The sequence below is a fragment of the Halobacterium wangiae genome (assembly GCF_021249345.1).
Classification (GTDB): domain Archaea; phylum Halobacteriota; class Halobacteria; order Halobacteriales; family Halobacteriaceae; genus Halobacterium; species Halobacterium wangiae.
On sequence record NZ_CP089588.1, the window covers coordinates 2,726,475 to 2,741,656 of the forward strand.

Consider the following 15,182-nt stretch of genomic DNA (forward strand, 5'->3'; position numbering starts at 1 on the left):
GTCGAGAACCCCGTCAGCAACCCGAGCGCGAACCGAGATGCCTACGACTTTTTCCGTCGGCACACGAATAAACGTACATGAGCGACGCCACGCAGTCCGACTCCAGATACAGGTACGACCCGACGGCGGACCACGCGTTCCCCGACGAGCGGGTGAACCGCGTGCTGGAGTTCGTCGAAGACGACGAGGAAATTACCGCCTACCTGGAGGCACAGAACGTCAACCCCGTCATGCGGAAGGGGTACAACGACCACGGGACCAAGCACATCGAGATCGTGCGTAACCGCGCGCTGCGCCTCTACGACCTCCTGAAGCGCGGCGACGTCCGGTTCAACGGCGCGAGCGACCAGGGGCTCGACGAGGCCGACGAGGCGGTCATCGTCGCGCTCGCCGCGACCATCCACGACATCGGCCACGTCGTCCACCGCGACAGCCACGCCTACTACTCGATCCCGCTCGCGGCCGACCTCCTCGACCGCGTCCTCCCCGAGTTCTACGACGTCCCCGACGCGGTCCGGATGAAGTCCGAAATCCTCCACGCCATCCTCTGTCACCACACCGAGGAGGACCCGCTCACGACCGAAGCCGGTGTCATCCGCGTCGCCGACGGCCTCGACATGGAACACGGTCGTTCCCGCCTCCCCTACGAGCGCGGCGGTCGCGGCATCAACACCATCTCGAGTCAGGCTATCGAGCGGGTCACGCTCGACGAGGGGACGGACGTCCCGGTCCTCGTGGAGATCGAGATGCGCAACGCCGCCGGCGTCTACCAGGTGGACAACCTCCTCAAGGAGAAACTCCACCGCTCTGGCATCGAGGACGACGTCCGCATCGTCGCGCTCAACACCGGCGGCGAGGACAACCAGCTCGTCGAGCGAATCGAGCTCTAGGCAGCCACTTTTTCCAGCGGGAGCGCGCCACCGGTGCGCTCCCTCGCAAAAACTTGGTGGAAAAGCACTCCTGCTTCGCTTCGCTTCGCGCTCACGGCTACGCCGTTCGCGCATTCCGAGGCGCGTAGAGCCTCGCGTCGCTCAGTCGTCGGCCCGAGCGCTCACTGCGTTCGCGCTCGGCAAAACTCGGCTCCGCTTCGCTCCGCCGAGTATGCTCATTTACCGCTGACCGCTACAGCGACCGCCGACCGCACTGTTACTCCTCGAACCCGTCCTCGAAGATGAACGTCCCGTCGCGCTGGACGATCTCGCCGTCCACCTCGATGAAGGAGTCCTCGCTCATGTCGGTGATCATGTCGACGTGGATGGCCGAGTCGTTCTGCTCGCGGTCCTCTCCGACGTTCTCGTCGTAGGCGCTGCCGAGCGCGAGGTGGACGGTGTCGCCCATCTTCTCGTCGAACAGCATGTTGTAGGTGAAGCGGTCGATGCCGCGGTTCATCCCGATGCCGAGTTCGCCGATTCGGCGAGCGCCGTCGTCTGTGTTCAGGATCTCCTCGAGGGCGTCCTCCTTCTGGCGGGCGGAGTACTCGACGACTTCGCCGTCCTCGAAGGTCAGGCGGGCGTCGAGGATCTCCTCGCCGCGCCACATCCGGGGCTTGTCGAAGCGGACGGTCCCCTCGACGCTGTCCGGCACGGGCGCGGTGAACGCCTCGCCGCCCGGCATGTTGTTGTCGTCGGCGTCGTTCTCGGCGATCATCCCGTCGACGGACATCGTGAGGTCCGTCTCCTCCCCGGAGACGATGCGCACCTCGCTGGCGTCGTCGAGGATCTCGACCATCTGGGCCTGAAACTCGCGCTGGGCGTCCCAGTCGCGGTCGACGGCGCGGTAGACGAAGTCCTCGTAGGCTTCCGTGCTCATCCCCGCCTTCTGTGCGTCCCCCGGTGCCGGATACTGCGTGCCGACCCAGCGCGTCTCTTTGAGGGCCTCCTGGAGGTCCTTGTTCTCGCGGCGCGCCGCCGTCATGTTCTCCGGTGAGACGTCGCTCGTCTCCGCCAGATTCCGCGCACCGTTGATGCCGATGTAGGCGTCGGTCTCCTCCAGCATCGCCAGCGTGTGGTCCGAGCGGGTGTAGTCCTCGGGGTCCATCGCCCGGTCGAACGCCCTGCTCGCCCGGGAGTTCCGCCAGGCCAGCGTCGGTCGCGCGCCGATCTCGCCGAGTCGCTCGTAGACGGCGACCACCAGGTCCTCGGCGACGGCCGGCGCGTTCACCCGCACCATGTCTCCCCGTTCGACCGCTGCACACTGGTCGACCAGGACCTCCGCGTGTCGACGGATCCGTTCGTCCATACACGGTGCGCCAGTGCACCGACCAAAAGGGTGTGGTTTCCGGGTATCTCGACGCGTACCGCGACAGGACTACTGTTCGCCCTGCCACTCGAAGCCGTCCGCCCGGGTCTCCGTCGGCTCCCGTGTCGCTCCCGGGTCCGCGTCCAGTGAGGTGTCGCTGTCGACTTCGAAACTGTCCACGCGGTCGCGGAGGGCCTCGGCACGGTCCGACAACGAGCGTGCCTGCTCGGTCACCTCCGCGAGCGTGTTCGCCTGCTCCTCGGCGGCGTCCGCTGCGTTCTCGGCCGCCCCGGCCGTCTCCTCCCCGAGGGTCACCACGTCGTCGACGGCGCCGGCGACGTCCGCCACGGACGACGCCTGTTCGTCCATCGCTCGCGTGATCTCCTGCACGCCGGTGTCTGCCTCCTCGACGCTCTCCACGATCGTCTCGAGAGTGTCGTGGGTCTCCTCGACGGTCTCGACGCCGTCGCCGACGCGCTCGCGGATGGACCCCATCGCGGAGACGCTCTCGTCGGTCTGCTCGCGCACGTCGGTGACGAGTGCCTCGATGTCGCCCGCGGACTGCTTGGTCTCCTCGGCGAGTTGCTTCACTTCCTCGGCGACCACCGCGAAGCCGTCGCCCGCTTCGCCGGCGCGAGCGGCCTCGATGGACGCGTTCAGCGCGAGGATGTTCGTCTGCTCCGCGATGTCCGTGATGACGTCCACGATGGACTCGATGTCCGCCATCTGGGACTCCAGTTCTCGGACGGCGGCCGCGGTGCGCTCCGTCTCGGCCTCGATGTCCCGGAGTTCATCGACCGCGTCGGCCGCCGCGTCGCGCCCGTCGTCGCCGAGGTCCGCGGTGGTGCGCGACGTCTCGGCCACCTCGTCGGCCGACGCCGCCACCTCCTCGATGGTCGCGGACATGTCGTCTGTCTTCACGGCGACGGACTCCAGTTCGTCGCGCTGTTCGGCCGTCCGGTCACTGATGCGGTCGACGGACGACGCCACGTCCTGGCCGACGTGCTCGACGGACTCGACGCGGGCGGACACCTCGTCGCTGGCGCCCGCCACCTCGTCGGCGAACGAGACGACGCCCGCGACGGTCTCCTCCATCGCCGCCGCCATCTCGTTGAACGACGCGGCCACGTCCGCCATCGCGTCCTGCTCGACTGACTCGTCGAGTCGCACCGTCAGGTCGCCGTCCGCGTACGCCGCCATCGACGCGGAGAACGACGCGGCCGTCTCCCGGAGTGCCTCTGCGCGGCGCTCGGACTCCTGTTTGGCCGCTTCCGCGCGCTCCGTGGCGTCCTCGGCCTCGGCCCTGGCCTGCTCGGCGGACTCCCGCTCGCGCTCGGCCGCCGTGATGCGTTCCTCGACGGTGTCTCGCAGGCTCGCGAACGAGGCGAACAGGCCACCGATTTCGTCTTCGCGGCCCACCTCGAGGTCCGTGTCGTACTCGCCGCGTTCGAGCGCGTCGGCCTTCCGACCGAGGACGTTCAGCGCGGTGACCGTCCCCCGCCCGAGTGTCAGGCCGATGAACGCGAGGCCGGCGAGCGCCACGCCGACCATCACGAGCAACCGCGTCGTCACGGTAGTGCGCAGTGCGAACGCCTCGTTCGTCGGGACGTGGAGCGCGACCGCCCACTCGGTCCCCTCGACGGGTGCGTAGGAGACGACGTGGGGCTCGTCGAACGACCGTGCAGCCTCGCCGTCACCGAGGAACCCGCTGTCACCGCTGCCCGCCGCCGCGACGACAGTGGAATTGTTGGACTCGGCGTACGGCTCCAGTTTCGCGACGGCCCTGTCGTCCGCGAGGACGTCGCCCGACGCGCTCACGAGTTGCGTGTTGCTGTTCGCAGTGGGCTGCCGGAAGTTCGTCGTCACGTCGCCGAGGTCCGTCGTGAGCACCACCGCAGACCGTAGCCCGAAGTCGGCGTCGATGCGGGCGACGAAGGCCACTCGCGTGGCGCCGTCTTTGACGTACGGCTCCGAGACGTACACGTCGTCGTCGCCATAGGAGATGTCCTGTGTGCTCCACGGCGCGCTGTCAGCGTTCAGGCGCTGCCGGCGCATGTCCGGGTCGGTGCTCGCGATGCTCTCGCGGGACTGGAAGTTGACGTAGTGGACGTTGCGCACGTCGTCGGGCATCCTCGCGAGTTCCTCCGCGAGGAACGACTGGATGCGCGAGTAGTTCCCGCCGACGAGCACGTCGTACTGCGCCAGCATCCGCGCGTTGTTCGTCCGTTCGTCGAGCCACTCCGACACCGACGCGGAGCTCAACTCCGCGGCCGTCGTGTACTCCGAACGGGACTGCTCGTTCAGTTGGTCGGACGTCTCGACGTACGTCGCCGCCCCGACGGCGCCGATGCACAGTACCACGACCAGCAGGGCGGCGCCGAACTTCGCCAGGTAGCTCCGGCGGACGAACCCCGGAGTGAGGCGACGTGCGACCCGGCTCGCCAGCGAGCGAAGCGACATTCGTTGAGAGCCGGAGTGACCACACACATAAAGATACTGACGACGGTTTCACAGTTGAGAACCGTCCTCCGCGCGTTCCACCGAGCGACCAATGTGTTTTGGGCGCAGAACTATGCCGCCGCCCCTGGTAACGTGTGACATGGACGGAATCCTGAACACGACCACGAACACGGTACACAAACACGGGTCCCGAGACTCGCACGGCCGAACCGTCTGTGGCGCCACCAAGTACCTCTCCGACGGCCAACTCGACAGGGTCGACGTCGACCAGGCGGTCACCGACAAGCAGGCGAGCAAGTGCGGTCGCTGCTTCTCCGACGGCGGTGGCTACTGACCTCGACGGTCCTCCAGCCTCGTCGCTCTCTCACGTTCGTTCGCGACAGAAAGTGCACCGGCCGGGATTTGAACCCGGGCCATGAGCTTGGAAGGCTCAGGTCCTGCCACTAGACCACCGGTGCTCGCTCCCAACTTTCCCTCCGTCGTTTATGGGCGTTTCCCTTCGCCGCGGACGACAGCGTAGCAGTTCCCGCTGGAGACGAAGGCGTCGTCGACGGCGAGCGCGCTCGCGTCGAGGTCCGCGCGGAACTCCGCTGGGTCGTAGACGTGGTAGAACCGTGGGACGGTCTTGCCGCCGGGGAGCGTCCAGTCGACGGTCGTGTCGAAGCCCTCGTCGGCGTCGAATCGGTCGTGTTCCGTGCTCCACGCGCTCACGAGGGCGGCGCCGCTGGCCGAGAGAACGCGCGCGAGTTCGTCGAGGCTGTCGACGCGCAGGGCTCTGCTCGGGAGGTGGTGGAGGGTCGCGACGTACACCGCAAGGTCCACGCTGGCAGCGCGGAGGGGGAGTCGGGCCGCGTCCCCCGCGACGAGGGCGACCTGGAAGCCGCGGTCCGCGGCGCGCTCCTGGGCAGCGTCCAGCAGGCCGCGACTGGCGTCGAGTGCGAGGACGCGGTCCGCGCGCGCTGCGAGCAGTTCCGCGTGCCGGCCGTTGCCACAGCCGATGTCCAGGGCCGTCTCCGCGGTGCGGTCGTCGAGGAACGACTCGACCTCCGGCCAGGGGTACTCGCGGGTCTGCGCGAAGTGGTCGGCGATGCGGTCGTACGTGTGGTGGACGTCCCGGGTCATCCGATGAGGACGAACAGCGCGTACGCGATCGTCAGCATCACGGCGGCGTGTTTCACGCCCGCCTTCACGGTCCCCTCACCCATCTGTCCGGCGACGAGTCCCGAGCAGACCGCCTGGACGAGTCCCGTGTGGAAGAAGACGATGCTGTAGCGGTCCTTGTCGGCCTGGGTGAGCTGCGTCGACTCGGAGAACGGCCCGGTCGACACCGCCTCGTCGGCCGCGGCCCCGGCACCGTTGGCCGCGGCGTCGGTCGGGGCGGCGGCCGCCTCGGCCACGGGGATGTTCGGGATGAAGATGGTGTCGAGGGCGATGACGATCGCGAGGAACACGAAGAAGGAGATGTAGATGACGACGACGTACGTGAGCAGCTCGTTCCGCCGGTCGCGTTCCAGCCGTCGCGTCGCCTTCGCCTCGTTGGCGGCGATGCGGAGCACTGGACCGAGGTCGCCGCTGGCGTTCATCGCGTTCGTCGTGAGTGTGACGACCCGGGAGATGGCGGGCGTGTTCGCCCGGTTCCGGAACCGCTGGAGAGCGTGTTCGACGCGTGCGCCCCACTGGACGTCGGCCCAGGTGCGCTCCAGTTCGCGCGTGAGTGCACCGAGCTTGCTGCCGACGGTCCGCCCGAAGCTCTCGACGACGGACATCCCGGCCTCGTTCGTGCTGGCGAACCGGTCGAGGAAGTCGGGGACCCCCGCCTCCACGGCCTTCAGCCGACGGCGGTGAACCTCGTAGGCGACCGCGAACGACCCGAGCACGAACAGCGCCGCGTGCACGAGTGGGTCGTCGTACGCCGTGATCTCGGTGGAGCCAGCCAGCAACTGCGGCCACCACTGGACGAGGAGGTAGCACGCCGCGACAGGGGTGGTCACCCAGAACAGCACCGTCGGCGTCTCCAGAACGACCGCGAGCGGGTGTCTGAGGCGGTAGAGGACGGGACGGAGCAGTTCGTGCACCTCGAGGCGTTCGCGGTTCGTCGTACTCCCCGCGGTCACCGGCGGGTCCGACGCCACCGTGCCGCCGTCGCTACGGACTGGGCCAGCCGCCCGGGGGATGGACTTGAAGCGCGCGCCCGACTCGATTCCCCTCTCCTCGTCGTCGGGCCTGCCGGTCGCCGTCTCCGTGATGCTGTCGAGGTAGACCACGAACCCGGCGGTCGCCAGCGGGACGAGCAGGTAGGCAGTCACGCGGAGGAAGTCGAGTGTCCCGCCCATCGTCAGGCCGATGACGACGAGGATGGTGATGAGGAACAGCGGGCCAGCGACGAAGACGGTGACGTACGCCTCCGCGAGCGTCGCGAGCAGTTCGAGGAACTGCTCCTGTTTTGACTCGGCCTCGTCGGCGTAGTACTCGTACTCCTGTTTGAGGAACGTCGGGAGTTTCTGGCCGCTCTTCAGGACGCTCGTGAGGTTCTCGGAGAACTCCGAGAGTTCGTCGCTGGGTGTACGGTCGCCGAGACGTTCGAGCGCACGCAGGATGTCCGAGCCGTACATGTCGACGTCCTTGACGACGACGGACATCTCGCGGGCGCTCTCCCCGTACACCGCCTGGTTCCGCGCGAGGATGCGCAGGACCTCCGGGAGCGCCATCCCGCTCCGGGAGAGTGCGTACATGAACGCGACGGTGCGCTCCATCGACGCGTCGATACGCCGCGCTCGCTCGCCGGCCTGGTAGCTCGGGAGCAGCCACCGAACCTGGTAGGTGAGCACCGCGGCGACCAGGCCGACCGTGGCGCCCGACGCGACGAAGATGGCGAACAGTTCGGCGACGGAGAACTCGCCGACGCCGGTGGCGAACAGCCCCTGGACGGCGGCCGGGAACTGCTGCTGGAAGCTCTCCGGTGCGGTCCCGACGAAGACGAGGACGCCCGCGACGAGGTAGACGCCGAGGATTGCACCGGCGAGCGCCGCCGTCGACGCGAAGAGGTAGGTCCGGGCGGCGTACAGCCGGTAGGTCTGGGGGACGTGAGCACCCCGGAGGGCGTCGACCTTCTCCTGGTTCGCGTCCTGCTGGCCGCGGGCGAACCTGCCGAACGCAGCGAGCGCGACGCGCGAGACCATTCGGTCGAGCGCTGGAACGAACTGGGCGACGGCGAACAGCATCAGTGCCGCGAAGACGACGGCGAGAGGCAGGTAGACGAGCGCCATACTACTCGGCGACACCCGGCGCGTCCACGACCACGTCTTCGTCCAGTTCCGCTTTCACGCGTTCGACGACGCGCTCCGGCTGGGCGTAGTACTCGTTGACGAGTGCGGTGAACTGCCGGTAGTCCTCGACGTTCTGCCGGGTGAGGTACTGGAGGACGAGCTTCCGGTTGCGGAGCTCCCGGAGCAGTTCCCCGCGCGACCAGCCGCGTTCCTCGCGGATCTCGTCGAGGACGACGGAGTCCCGCTGGGAGAAGGAGTCGTCGGTCGCGTTCCATTCGAACGCCGTCGAGTAGTCGAGGTCGCCGGTCCGCTGGTCGATCCCCTCGATCTCGGCGATGACGCGGTTGCGCCGCACCCGTTTGGTGCCGACGTGCGTGAGCGTCTGCACACAGAGGATGTCGAGGCTCTGGATCATCGCGCGGGGGACGTTGATGGGGTCGTTCTCCAGGCGGTTGATGACCGTCTGCACGCTGTCGGCGTGCATCGTCGAGTACGTCGTGTGGCCGGTGTTCATCGCCTGGAACAGCGTCATCGCCTCGTCGCCGCGCACCTCGCCGACGACGATGTACTCGGGGCGGTGGCGGAGCGCCGAGCGAAGGAGGTCGTACATCGTGATGTCCTCGCCCTCGCCGATGGACTCCCGCGTGACCGAGGAGAGCCAGTTCTCGTGGTACAGCGACAGCTCCCGCGTGTCCTCGATGGTGAGCACCTTCGAGCGTGGCGGGATGAACATCGAGATGGCGTTCATCGAGGTGGTCTTCCCGGAGGCCGTGCCGCCCGCGAACAGGAGGCTCTTGTTCGACTCGATGGCGAGCCAGAGGTACGCCATCTGGTCGAGGTCGAACGTGTTGAGGTCGACGAGTCGCGCGGGCGTGAACGGGTCCTCGGAGTACTTCCGGATGGTGAACGCCGACCCGCGGGGCGTGACCTCCTCACCGAGTGCGAGTTCCGCCCGCGAGCCGTCCGGCAGCGTCGTCTCGGTGACGGGGTCGCCGATGGAGATGTGCCGCCCCGACTGCTGGGCGAGGCGCACGACGAAGCCGTCGAGTTCCTCCTGCTGGTAGCTGACGTTCGTCTCGATGTCCGTGTACTCGGAGTGGTAGACGAACAGCGGCACCTCGTAGCCGTCGCAGGAGACGTCCTCGATGTAGGGGTCTTTCATCAGCGGGTCGAGCTTCTCGAACCCCTCGAAGGCGCGGTGGAGGTAGTAGAAGAGGCGGTAGAACGCGTTCATGTCGACCTCCACGCCGTACTCCTCCAGCAACTGCTTCATCTGCTGTTTGAGCACCGACTCGGGGTCCTCGGGTTCGTAGACGGCGTCGTAGATGAGCGCGTCGCGGATGTCGTCGTACAGCGTCTCGAGGAGGTCCTGTTCGAAGTCGTCGAGGCCGGGTTCGACGACGTGGTAGCGGTGTTCGTCGTTCGCCGCGTCGAAGCCGATGTATACGAACGCGTACGGCGCGTTCACCCAGTACCGGTCGACCTCCTCGTACCCGTCGAGGCCGTCGAAGGAGACGAGCGGCCCGTGGGCCCTGGGGTCGTACTCTGTGACCTCCACGGCGGACCCGCGGAGCACCTCGGCGGCGCGCCTCGCACGGTGTCGGAGGCGGTCCATCTGCCGGTCGAGGTCCGCGAGGAAGTCCTTCGACATCGATAGCTACCCCCATCTTCTCCCCCGTGAACTTAAAGACTGTCCGACAACGCGCCGGGCGGCGACGAGGCCGACAGGTCGACGACCGACGCTACTCGTCGGTGTCCACGTCCTCGTCCATGCCCGCTTCCATGCCGGCCTGGACGAACCGCGCGAGGATGTGGCCGATGCTCGTGTTCGCCGTCCACATCGCCACCTCGTCGACGGGCCCAGTGTAGTCGTCGTCCGCGGGGACGGACAAGAGGACCGTCGCGTCGTCCACGAGGAGCGTCTGGCCGGCGTAGCCGTCGTCCCCACTGGCCGGCGAACAGACGACGCGCACGTCCGCGCCCAATCGCTGCCGGACTGCTGGGTCGTCGGTGACGACTGCGACGTCCACGCCCGCCGCGGTGCGGTCTTCGAGCGCAGCGACGAGGTCGTCGCGAAGGTCGTCGTCGCGTGGCCCGACGAGGAGCACGTGGTCGTCCGCGTTCGTGACGAGCGCCGCGGCCCGGTCCTGGATCGGGTCGTGGCCGCGGAGCGTCGCCACGTCGCTCTCGTCGGTGTGGTCAGCGCGCTCCTCGTGGACCGCCTCGAGGTTGTCGAAGGCACGCTCGTGCTGGCGTTCGACGCTGGCCCGGAGCTGCTCGCGCGCCCGCTGGAGGCTCACCGGCCGGTAGGTCTTCGGCGAGGACTCGACGACTTCGACGAGTCCGCGCGCCGCGAGGTCCTCGGCGGCGCCGTACACCTGCGACCGGGGCACCTCCGACGCCCGCGCGACGTCCTGTGCGGTCCCGCCGCCGAGTCGCTGGAGCGCGACGAACACCCGGGCCTCGTAGTTCGACAGCCCGAGTTCCCGGAGCGCGGCCACAGCCTCGTGTGCACTCATCGCTCGTAGTCACCCCTGTACGCTACACGGGCAAGACGTTTCGCGTCCCCGGCCGACTGCGATGTCCCGCTCGACATACGTGTTGTACTATTCTACAAACTATTATATCGGTCGGGGCGCTCTGTCGGGGCAATGGCCGACATCGCCGACCGGTACGCCGACCTGCTCGCACGGTACAGTCGGTACGTCCTCGCCGTGTTGCTCGTGGCGACCGTCGTCATGGGTGTCGGTGCCGCCAACGTGGACGCCGGGCTCTCCATCTCCAGTTTCGGCGGCGACTCCACTGAGGCCGAGAAACTGACGTACGTCCGCGAGAACTTCTCGCCGGACGACCAGGACGTCACCTCGATGCAGGTGGTCGTGCGCGGCGACGACGTCCTCTCGAAGGAGTCGCTGCTCGAGACGCTGCGGTTCCAGCGGGCCGTCCGCGGCAGCGGAACCGTCGGGCCGACGCTGCGCGACGGTCAGCCCACCGTCGGCATCGGTAACCTCGTCGCCACCGCCGCCATCCACGCCGAGTCCCAGGGACCGCCCGTCGCTCAGCCGACGCTCAACGAACAGATCGCCCAGATCGAGTCGATGTCCGCGGCCGAGGTCGAAGACGCCGTCCGGACTGCCCTTGACCCCGAGGCGGCGCGCGGCGGCACCGTGGACCCCTACACCTTGCTGGCGACCGACTACGAACCCGGGAGTACGACGGCCTCGGCGCGCGTCCTCTTCGTCTTCCAGCAGACCGACGGCGGCGACTCGCTGTCGACCGACGTCGTCGACGCTCAGCTCGCGACCCGCGGTCTCGCCGCAGACGAGATCCGCTCCGGGGACGCGTTCGTCTTCGGCGCCGGTATCGTCGACGAGGAAGCCGGGAAGGCCACCGGGGAGAGCTTCGCGCTCATCACACCCGTCGCGCTCGTGTTGATCCTCCTCGTGCTCGGAATCGCGTACCGCGACCCGGTGGACGTCGTCCTCGCGCTCGCCGGGACGGTGCTCACGCTCGTCTGGATGGGTGGGTTCATGGGCTGGATGGACATCGGCGTCACCCAGATACTCATCGCGGTCCCGTTCCTCGTCGTCGGCCTCTCCATCGACTACGCGCTCCACGTCGTGATGCGGTACCGGGAGGCGCGACTCGCCGACGAGACGCTGTCGCCCCGGGGCGGGATGCGAGTCGGCCTCGCGGGCGTCACCGTCGCGCTCGCGGCGACGACGTTCACGACCGCCGTCGGGTTCCTCTCGAACACGGTGAGCCCAATCCAGCCCATCGCGGAGTTTGGCCTCGTGAGCGCCGCGGGCATCGTCTCCGCGTTCGTCGTCTTCGCGGTGCTGTTGCCGACGGTCAAACTCGAGGTAGACGCCGTCCTCGAACGGTTCGGCTTCGACCACCGCAAGCGCGCGTTCGGGACGGTGGGCGTCGCGAACCGCGTCGTCGGCGTCGGGACGACCGTCGCCCGTCGCGCACCCATCGCCATCGTGGCACTGGCGCTGGTCACGAGCGCGGCCGGCGGCTACGCCGCGACCGACATCGACACGTCGATCGACCAGGTCGACTTCCTCCCCCGGGAATCGCCGGAGTGGATGGACTCGCTGCCCGGTCCGTTCGCGCCCAGCGACTACCAGCTCCGCGAGAACGTTGTCTTCCTTAACGATAACTTCGTGCAGTCGCGCGACAGGACGACGGCGTACGTCCTCGTCGAGGGGTCTGTCACGGACCCCGACACGCTCGAACGGGTCGCAGCGGGCGAGTCCGCTGTCGCCGACACCACCTCGGCGGTCCAGCTAGCGAACGGCCGTCCGGACCTCGACAGTCCGCTCGCGCTCGTCCGCGAGACGGCCGCCGAGAACGAGACGTTCGCCGCGCTCGTCGAGCGCAACGACGACGACGGTGACGGTGTCCCCGACCAGAACCTCGCGGTGATCTACGACGCGCTGTTCGCCAACGACCCGGCCGCGGCGAGTACGGTCCTCCACCGCGTCGACGGCGACTACCGTGCGCTGAACGTGCGGGTCGGGGTCTCCGCGAGCGCGCCGACGGCCACCATAACCACCGAGATGCGTTCGGTCGCCGAGACGGTGGCCGGAGACTCCGAGCTGACCGCCACGGCGACCGGTCCACCGGTCGTCGACGAACTCGTCCAGCGGGACCTGCTCCGGACGCTCGTCGAGACGTTCCTGCTGACGCTCGGTGTCATCCTCGCGTTCCTCACCGTCCTGTTCTACCGGCGGTACGACGCGCCGTTGCTCGGCGCCGTGACGCTGGTCCCTGTCGTCGGTGCACTCGGCTGGATCCTCGGGACGATGTACCTCTTCGACATCCCGTTCACGACGGAGACGGCGGTCATCGCGAGCATCGCGATCGGGCTCGGCGTCGACTACGCCATCCACGTCAGCGAGCGGTTCGTCCACGAACTCGACGGGACGACCGACGTCTCCGACGCACTCGACGCGACCGTCAGCGGGACGGGCGGCGCACTGCTCGCCAGCGCCGTCTCGACGGCGGCCGGGTTCGGGGTACTCGTGTTCGCGCTCGTCCCCTCGCTCCGGCGATTCGGCGCGGTGACGAGTGCGACCATCGTCTTCGCTTTCGTCGCGAGCGTCGTCGTCCTGCCGAGCCTGCTGACACTCTGGCACCGCTACCGGGGCGCTGAGGCGGACGCGGTTCACTCCTGACGCCCGCCCCGACGCGACGACGGGACGGTCAGCCGGACCGGTCCGCTGGCTAACACGGGCGTTACGTTCATTTCCCCGTCGCCCCAACTGTCCCGTAGGGAATGCGCCGGGATTACTTCGAACTGGACGTGACGGGCGTCGACTGGGTCGACGAGGGCGGCGAGCCGAGCAAGCCGAACGTCGTCATCGAGTTCACAGGCGACGTCGACGACCTCCGGGACCACCTCACAGACAACGACGGTGAACTGCTCGACGCCGGCGAAACTGACGCCACGTTCCGCCTCACGGACGACGTCGAAGAACGGGGCGCGTCTGGCGTCGTCGCGGTGACCAACCGCATCACGGGGGACTTCGTCCTCGAACTGAACGAGGACGCCGAGGACGTCTTCACGTTCATCCGCGCGGCGCGCCGCTACGGCGAGGCGACGGACGACGACGAGGGCCGCTACCGCGTAGAGATACGCGTCGACGGCGAGGAGCTGGTCGTCTACGACAAGTCGACGTTCCTCGTCTACAGCCGGGACGGCGACCTCCTCCGGGGGGACAGCCTCATCCCGAGCGGCATCGAACTGTAGGGACCACGCTCTTTCGACGGCCGTATCACCGGGAGCTAAGTGCGAGCGTCCGCTCCCTCCGGACATGGAACTGTTCGGTACGGCAGGTATCCGAGGAGACGCCGTCGAGCGCGTGCACCCGGAACTCGCGCTCGCTGTCGGGACCGCGGCGGGCGGTGAGGCACGGGGGGACGGCGACCGCGAGTTCGTGGTCGCTCGCGACGGCCGCGAGACGGGACCGGCGCTCGTCGCGGCGATGACCGCCGGGCTCGAAGCCGCAGGGGCGCGCGTGCACCGAGCTGGCGTATTGCCGACGCCCGCGCTCGCCTACGCCTCCCGGAACCGCCGAGGGGTGCAGGTGACCGCCAGCCACAACCCACCGGAGGACAACGGCATCAAACTGTTCGTGGACGGCTCGGAGTACGACCGCGAGCGCGAGCGAGCCGTCGCGGACCGCGTCGACGGGGCCGCGACGTACGCCGACTGGGACGAGTGGGGCGGCTCCGAGTCCGTCGAGGTGCTCACGGACTACCGCGACGCCGTCGCTACGTACGCCAGCGAGTTCGGCGCGCCTCTCGACGGCCAGACCGTCGTCGTCGACTGCGGGAACGGCGTCGCGAGCCTCGCCACACCACAGGTGCTCCGGCGACTCGGCGCCCACGTCGTGACGCTGAACGCGAACGTGGACGGCCACTTCCCCGGCCGACCGAGCAAGCCGACGCCGGAGACGATCACCGACCTGCGCGCGTTCGTCGCCGATAGCGACGCGGTGTTCGGTATCGCCCACGACGGCGACGCCGACCGCATCGTCGTCGTCGACGGCGACGGGGACGTCGTCCACGAGGACACCGTCCTCGCGATTCTCGCCGAACACTACACCCGGGAGAGCGACGCCGCGGAGCCGGTGGTCGTGACGACGCCGAACGCGTCCGCGCGCATCGACGAGCGCGTCGCGGAGGCCGGCGGTCGCGTCGAGCGCGTCCGACTCGGTGCGCTCCACGAGGGCATCGCGGCCGCCGAGGCCCGGGGCGACGACGTGGTGTTCGCCGCGGAGCCGTGGAAACACGTCCACACCGGGTTCGGCGGCTGGATAGACGGCATCGCGTCCGCCGCGGTGCTCTCGCGACTCGTGGCCTACGAAGGCGGACTCGCACCGCTCCGCGAACCGGTCACCGAGCGTCCGTACCGGAAGGTCAGCGTCGACTGCGCCGACGACCGGAAGGTCCCCGCGATGGACGAACTCGCGCAAGCACTGCCCGCAGCCTACCCCGACGCCGAGGTCGACACCGAGTACGGCGTCCGCCTCGAGTTCCCGGACGCGTCGTGGACGCTCGTGCGTCCGAGCGGGACGGAGCCGTACGTCCGCGTGTACGCCGAGAGCGACGACGTCGACGCACTGGTAGACGACGTCGCCGCCGTCGTCGAGGACGCCGTGCGTTCGGCCTGAGCCGGACGACGATTTCTGGCCGGTCGCCCCCTGA

General features: G+C 68.5%; 11 protein-coding genes and 1 tRNA gene. 5 read left to right on the forward strand and 7 right to left on the reverse strand.

What is annotated here, in order from left to right; translation table 11 throughout:
* Nucleotides 1-77: 77 nt before the first annotated feature.
* A complete protein-coding gene (locus LT965_RS14450) occupies nucleotides 78-890 on the forward strand; it encodes an HD domain-containing protein (RefSeq protein WP_232701559.1) in 813 nt (270 codons plus the stop codon).
* Between the two features lie 256 nt (nucleotides 891-1,146).
* Here the strand turns inward: LT965_RS14450 and LT965_RS14455 are convergent, their stop codons facing one another.
* Nucleotides 1,147-2,238 carry an aminopeptidase gene (locus LT965_RS14455; protein ID WP_232701560.1) on the reverse strand — a complete coding sequence of 364 codons (1,092 nt, stop codon included), beginning with the start codon at nucleotides 2,236-2,238 and terminating at the stop codon, nucleotides 1,147-1,149.
* Between the two features lie 69 nt (nucleotides 2,239-2,307).
* Nucleotides 2,308-4,698 carry a methyl-accepting chemotaxis protein gene (locus LT965_RS14460; protein ID WP_232701561.1) on the reverse strand — a complete coding sequence of 797 codons (2,391 nt, stop codon included), beginning with the start codon at nucleotides 4,696-4,698 and terminating at the stop codon, nucleotides 2,308-2,310.
* Nucleotides 4,699-4,837: 139 nt separating this feature from the next.
* Here LT965_RS14460 and LT965_RS14465 point away from each other — a divergent pair, with 139 nt between their 5' ends.
* Nucleotides 4,838-5,032: a hypothetical protein gene (locus LT965_RS14465; protein ID WP_232701562.1), complete on the forward strand. Its 195-nt coding sequence runs from the start codon at nucleotides 4,838-4,840 to the stop codon at nucleotides 5,030-5,032.
* Nucleotides 5,033-5,085: 53 nt separating this feature from the next.
* On the opposite strand, the gene LT965_RS14470 is transcribed toward LT965_RS14465, so the two are convergent.
* From LT965_RS14470 to LT965_RS14490, 5 genes are all read right to left on the reverse strand, one after another.
* A tRNA-Gly gene (locus LT965_RS14470) sits at nucleotides 5,086-5,156 on the reverse strand.
* Nucleotides 5,157-5,181: 25 nt separating this feature from the next.
* The gene (locus LT965_RS14475; protein ID WP_232701563.1) at nucleotides 5,182-5,820 is read right to left on the reverse strand and encodes a class I SAM-dependent methyltransferase; all 639 of its coding nucleotides are present in this window, start codon (nucleotides 5,818-5,820) and stop codon (nucleotides 5,182-5,184) included.
* Nucleotides 5,817-7,964: a type II secretion system F family protein gene (locus LT965_RS14480; protein ID WP_232701564.1), complete on the reverse strand. Its 2,148-nt coding sequence runs from the start codon at nucleotides 7,962-7,964 to the stop codon at nucleotides 5,817-5,819. The genes LT965_RS14475 and LT965_RS14480 overlap by 4 nt, the downstream gene beginning before the upstream one ends.
* A 1-nt stretch (nucleotide 7,965) precedes the next feature.
* Nucleotides 7,966-9,615 (reverse strand): type II/IV secretion system ATPase subunit, encoded by a 1,650-nt coding sequence (locus LT965_RS14485; RefSeq protein WP_349292034.1) that lies wholly within the window; start codon nucleotides 9,613-9,615, stop codon nucleotides 7,966-7,968.
* A gap of 91 nt (nucleotides 9,616-9,706) precedes the next feature.
* A complete protein-coding gene (locus LT965_RS14490) occupies nucleotides 9,707-10,483 on the reverse strand; it encodes a TrmB family transcriptional regulator (protein ID WP_232701565.1) in 777 nt (258 codons plus the stop codon).
* Between the two features lie 132 nt (nucleotides 10,484-10,615).
* Here LT965_RS14490 and LT965_RS14495 point away from each other — a divergent pair, with 132 nt between their 5' ends.
* The 3 genes from LT965_RS14495 (at nucleotide 10,616) to LT965_RS14505 (ending at nucleotide 15,148) form a co-directional block, all read left to right on the forward strand.
* Complete coding sequence (locus tag LT965_RS14495; protein ID WP_232701566.1) at nucleotides 10,616-13,147, forward strand: efflux RND transporter permease subunit; 2,532 nt, start codon at nucleotides 10,616-10,618, stop codon at nucleotides 13,145-13,147.
* A gap of 101 nt (nucleotides 13,148-13,248) precedes the next feature.
* On the forward strand, nucleotides 13,249-13,722 hold the full coding sequence (locus LT965_RS14500) for a DUF5793 family protein (protein ID WP_232701567.1): 474 nt from the start codon (nucleotides 13,249-13,251) through the stop codon (nucleotides 13,720-13,722).
* Between the two features lie 64 nt (nucleotides 13,723-13,786).
* Nucleotides 13,787-15,148, forward strand: coding sequence for a phosphohexomutase domain-containing protein (locus LT965_RS14505; protein WP_232701568.1), 1,362 nt, complete (start codon nucleotides 13,787-13,789; stop codon nucleotides 15,146-15,148).
* Nucleotides 15,149-15,182 lie beyond the last annotated feature (34 nt).

Excerpts from the sequence above, each read along its gene's own strand:
- LT965_RS14465 (WP_232701562.1), top strand. The coding sequence starts at position 4,838 with ATGGACGGAATCCTGAACACGACCACGAACACGGTACACAAACACGGG.
- LT965_RS14505 (WP_232701568.1), top strand. The coding sequence starts at position 13,787 with ATGGAACTGTTCGGTACGGCAGGTATCCGAGGAGACGCCGTCGAGCGC.
- LT965_RS14450 (WP_232701559.1), top strand. The coding sequence starts at position 78 with ATGAGCGACGCCACGCAGTCCGACTCCAGATACAGGTACGACCCGACG.
- LT965_RS14460 (WP_232701561.1), bottom strand. The coding sequence starts at position 4,698 with ATGTCGCTTCGCTCGCTGGCGAGCCGGGTCGCACGTCGCCTCACTCCG.
- LT965_RS14500 (WP_232701567.1), top strand. The coding sequence starts at position 13,249 with ATGCGCCGGGATTACTTCGAACTGGACGTGACGGGCGTCGACTGGGTC.
- LT965_RS14475 (WP_232701563.1), bottom strand. The coding sequence starts at position 5,820 with ATGACCCGGGACGTCCACCACACGTACGACCGCATCGCCGACCACTTC.
- LT965_RS14485 (WP_349292034.1), bottom strand. The coding sequence starts at position 9,615 with ATGTCGAAGGACTTCCTCGCGGACCTCGACCGGCAGATGGACCGCCTC.
- LT965_RS14455 (WP_232701560.1), bottom strand. The coding sequence starts at position 2,238 with ATGGACGAACGGATCCGTCGACACGCGGAGGTCCTGGTCGACCAGTGT.
- LT965_RS14480 (WP_232701564.1), bottom strand. The coding sequence starts at position 7,964 with ATGGCGCTCGTCTACCTGCCTCTCGCCGTCGTCTTCGCGGCACTGATG.
- LT965_RS14490 (WP_232701565.1), bottom strand. The coding sequence starts at position 10,483 with ATGAGTGCACACGAGGCTGTGGCCGCGCTCCGGGAACTCGGGCTGTCG.
- LT965_RS14495 (WP_232701566.1), top strand. The coding sequence starts at position 10,616 with ATGGCCGACATCGCCGACCGGTACGCCGACCTGCTCGCACGGTACAGT.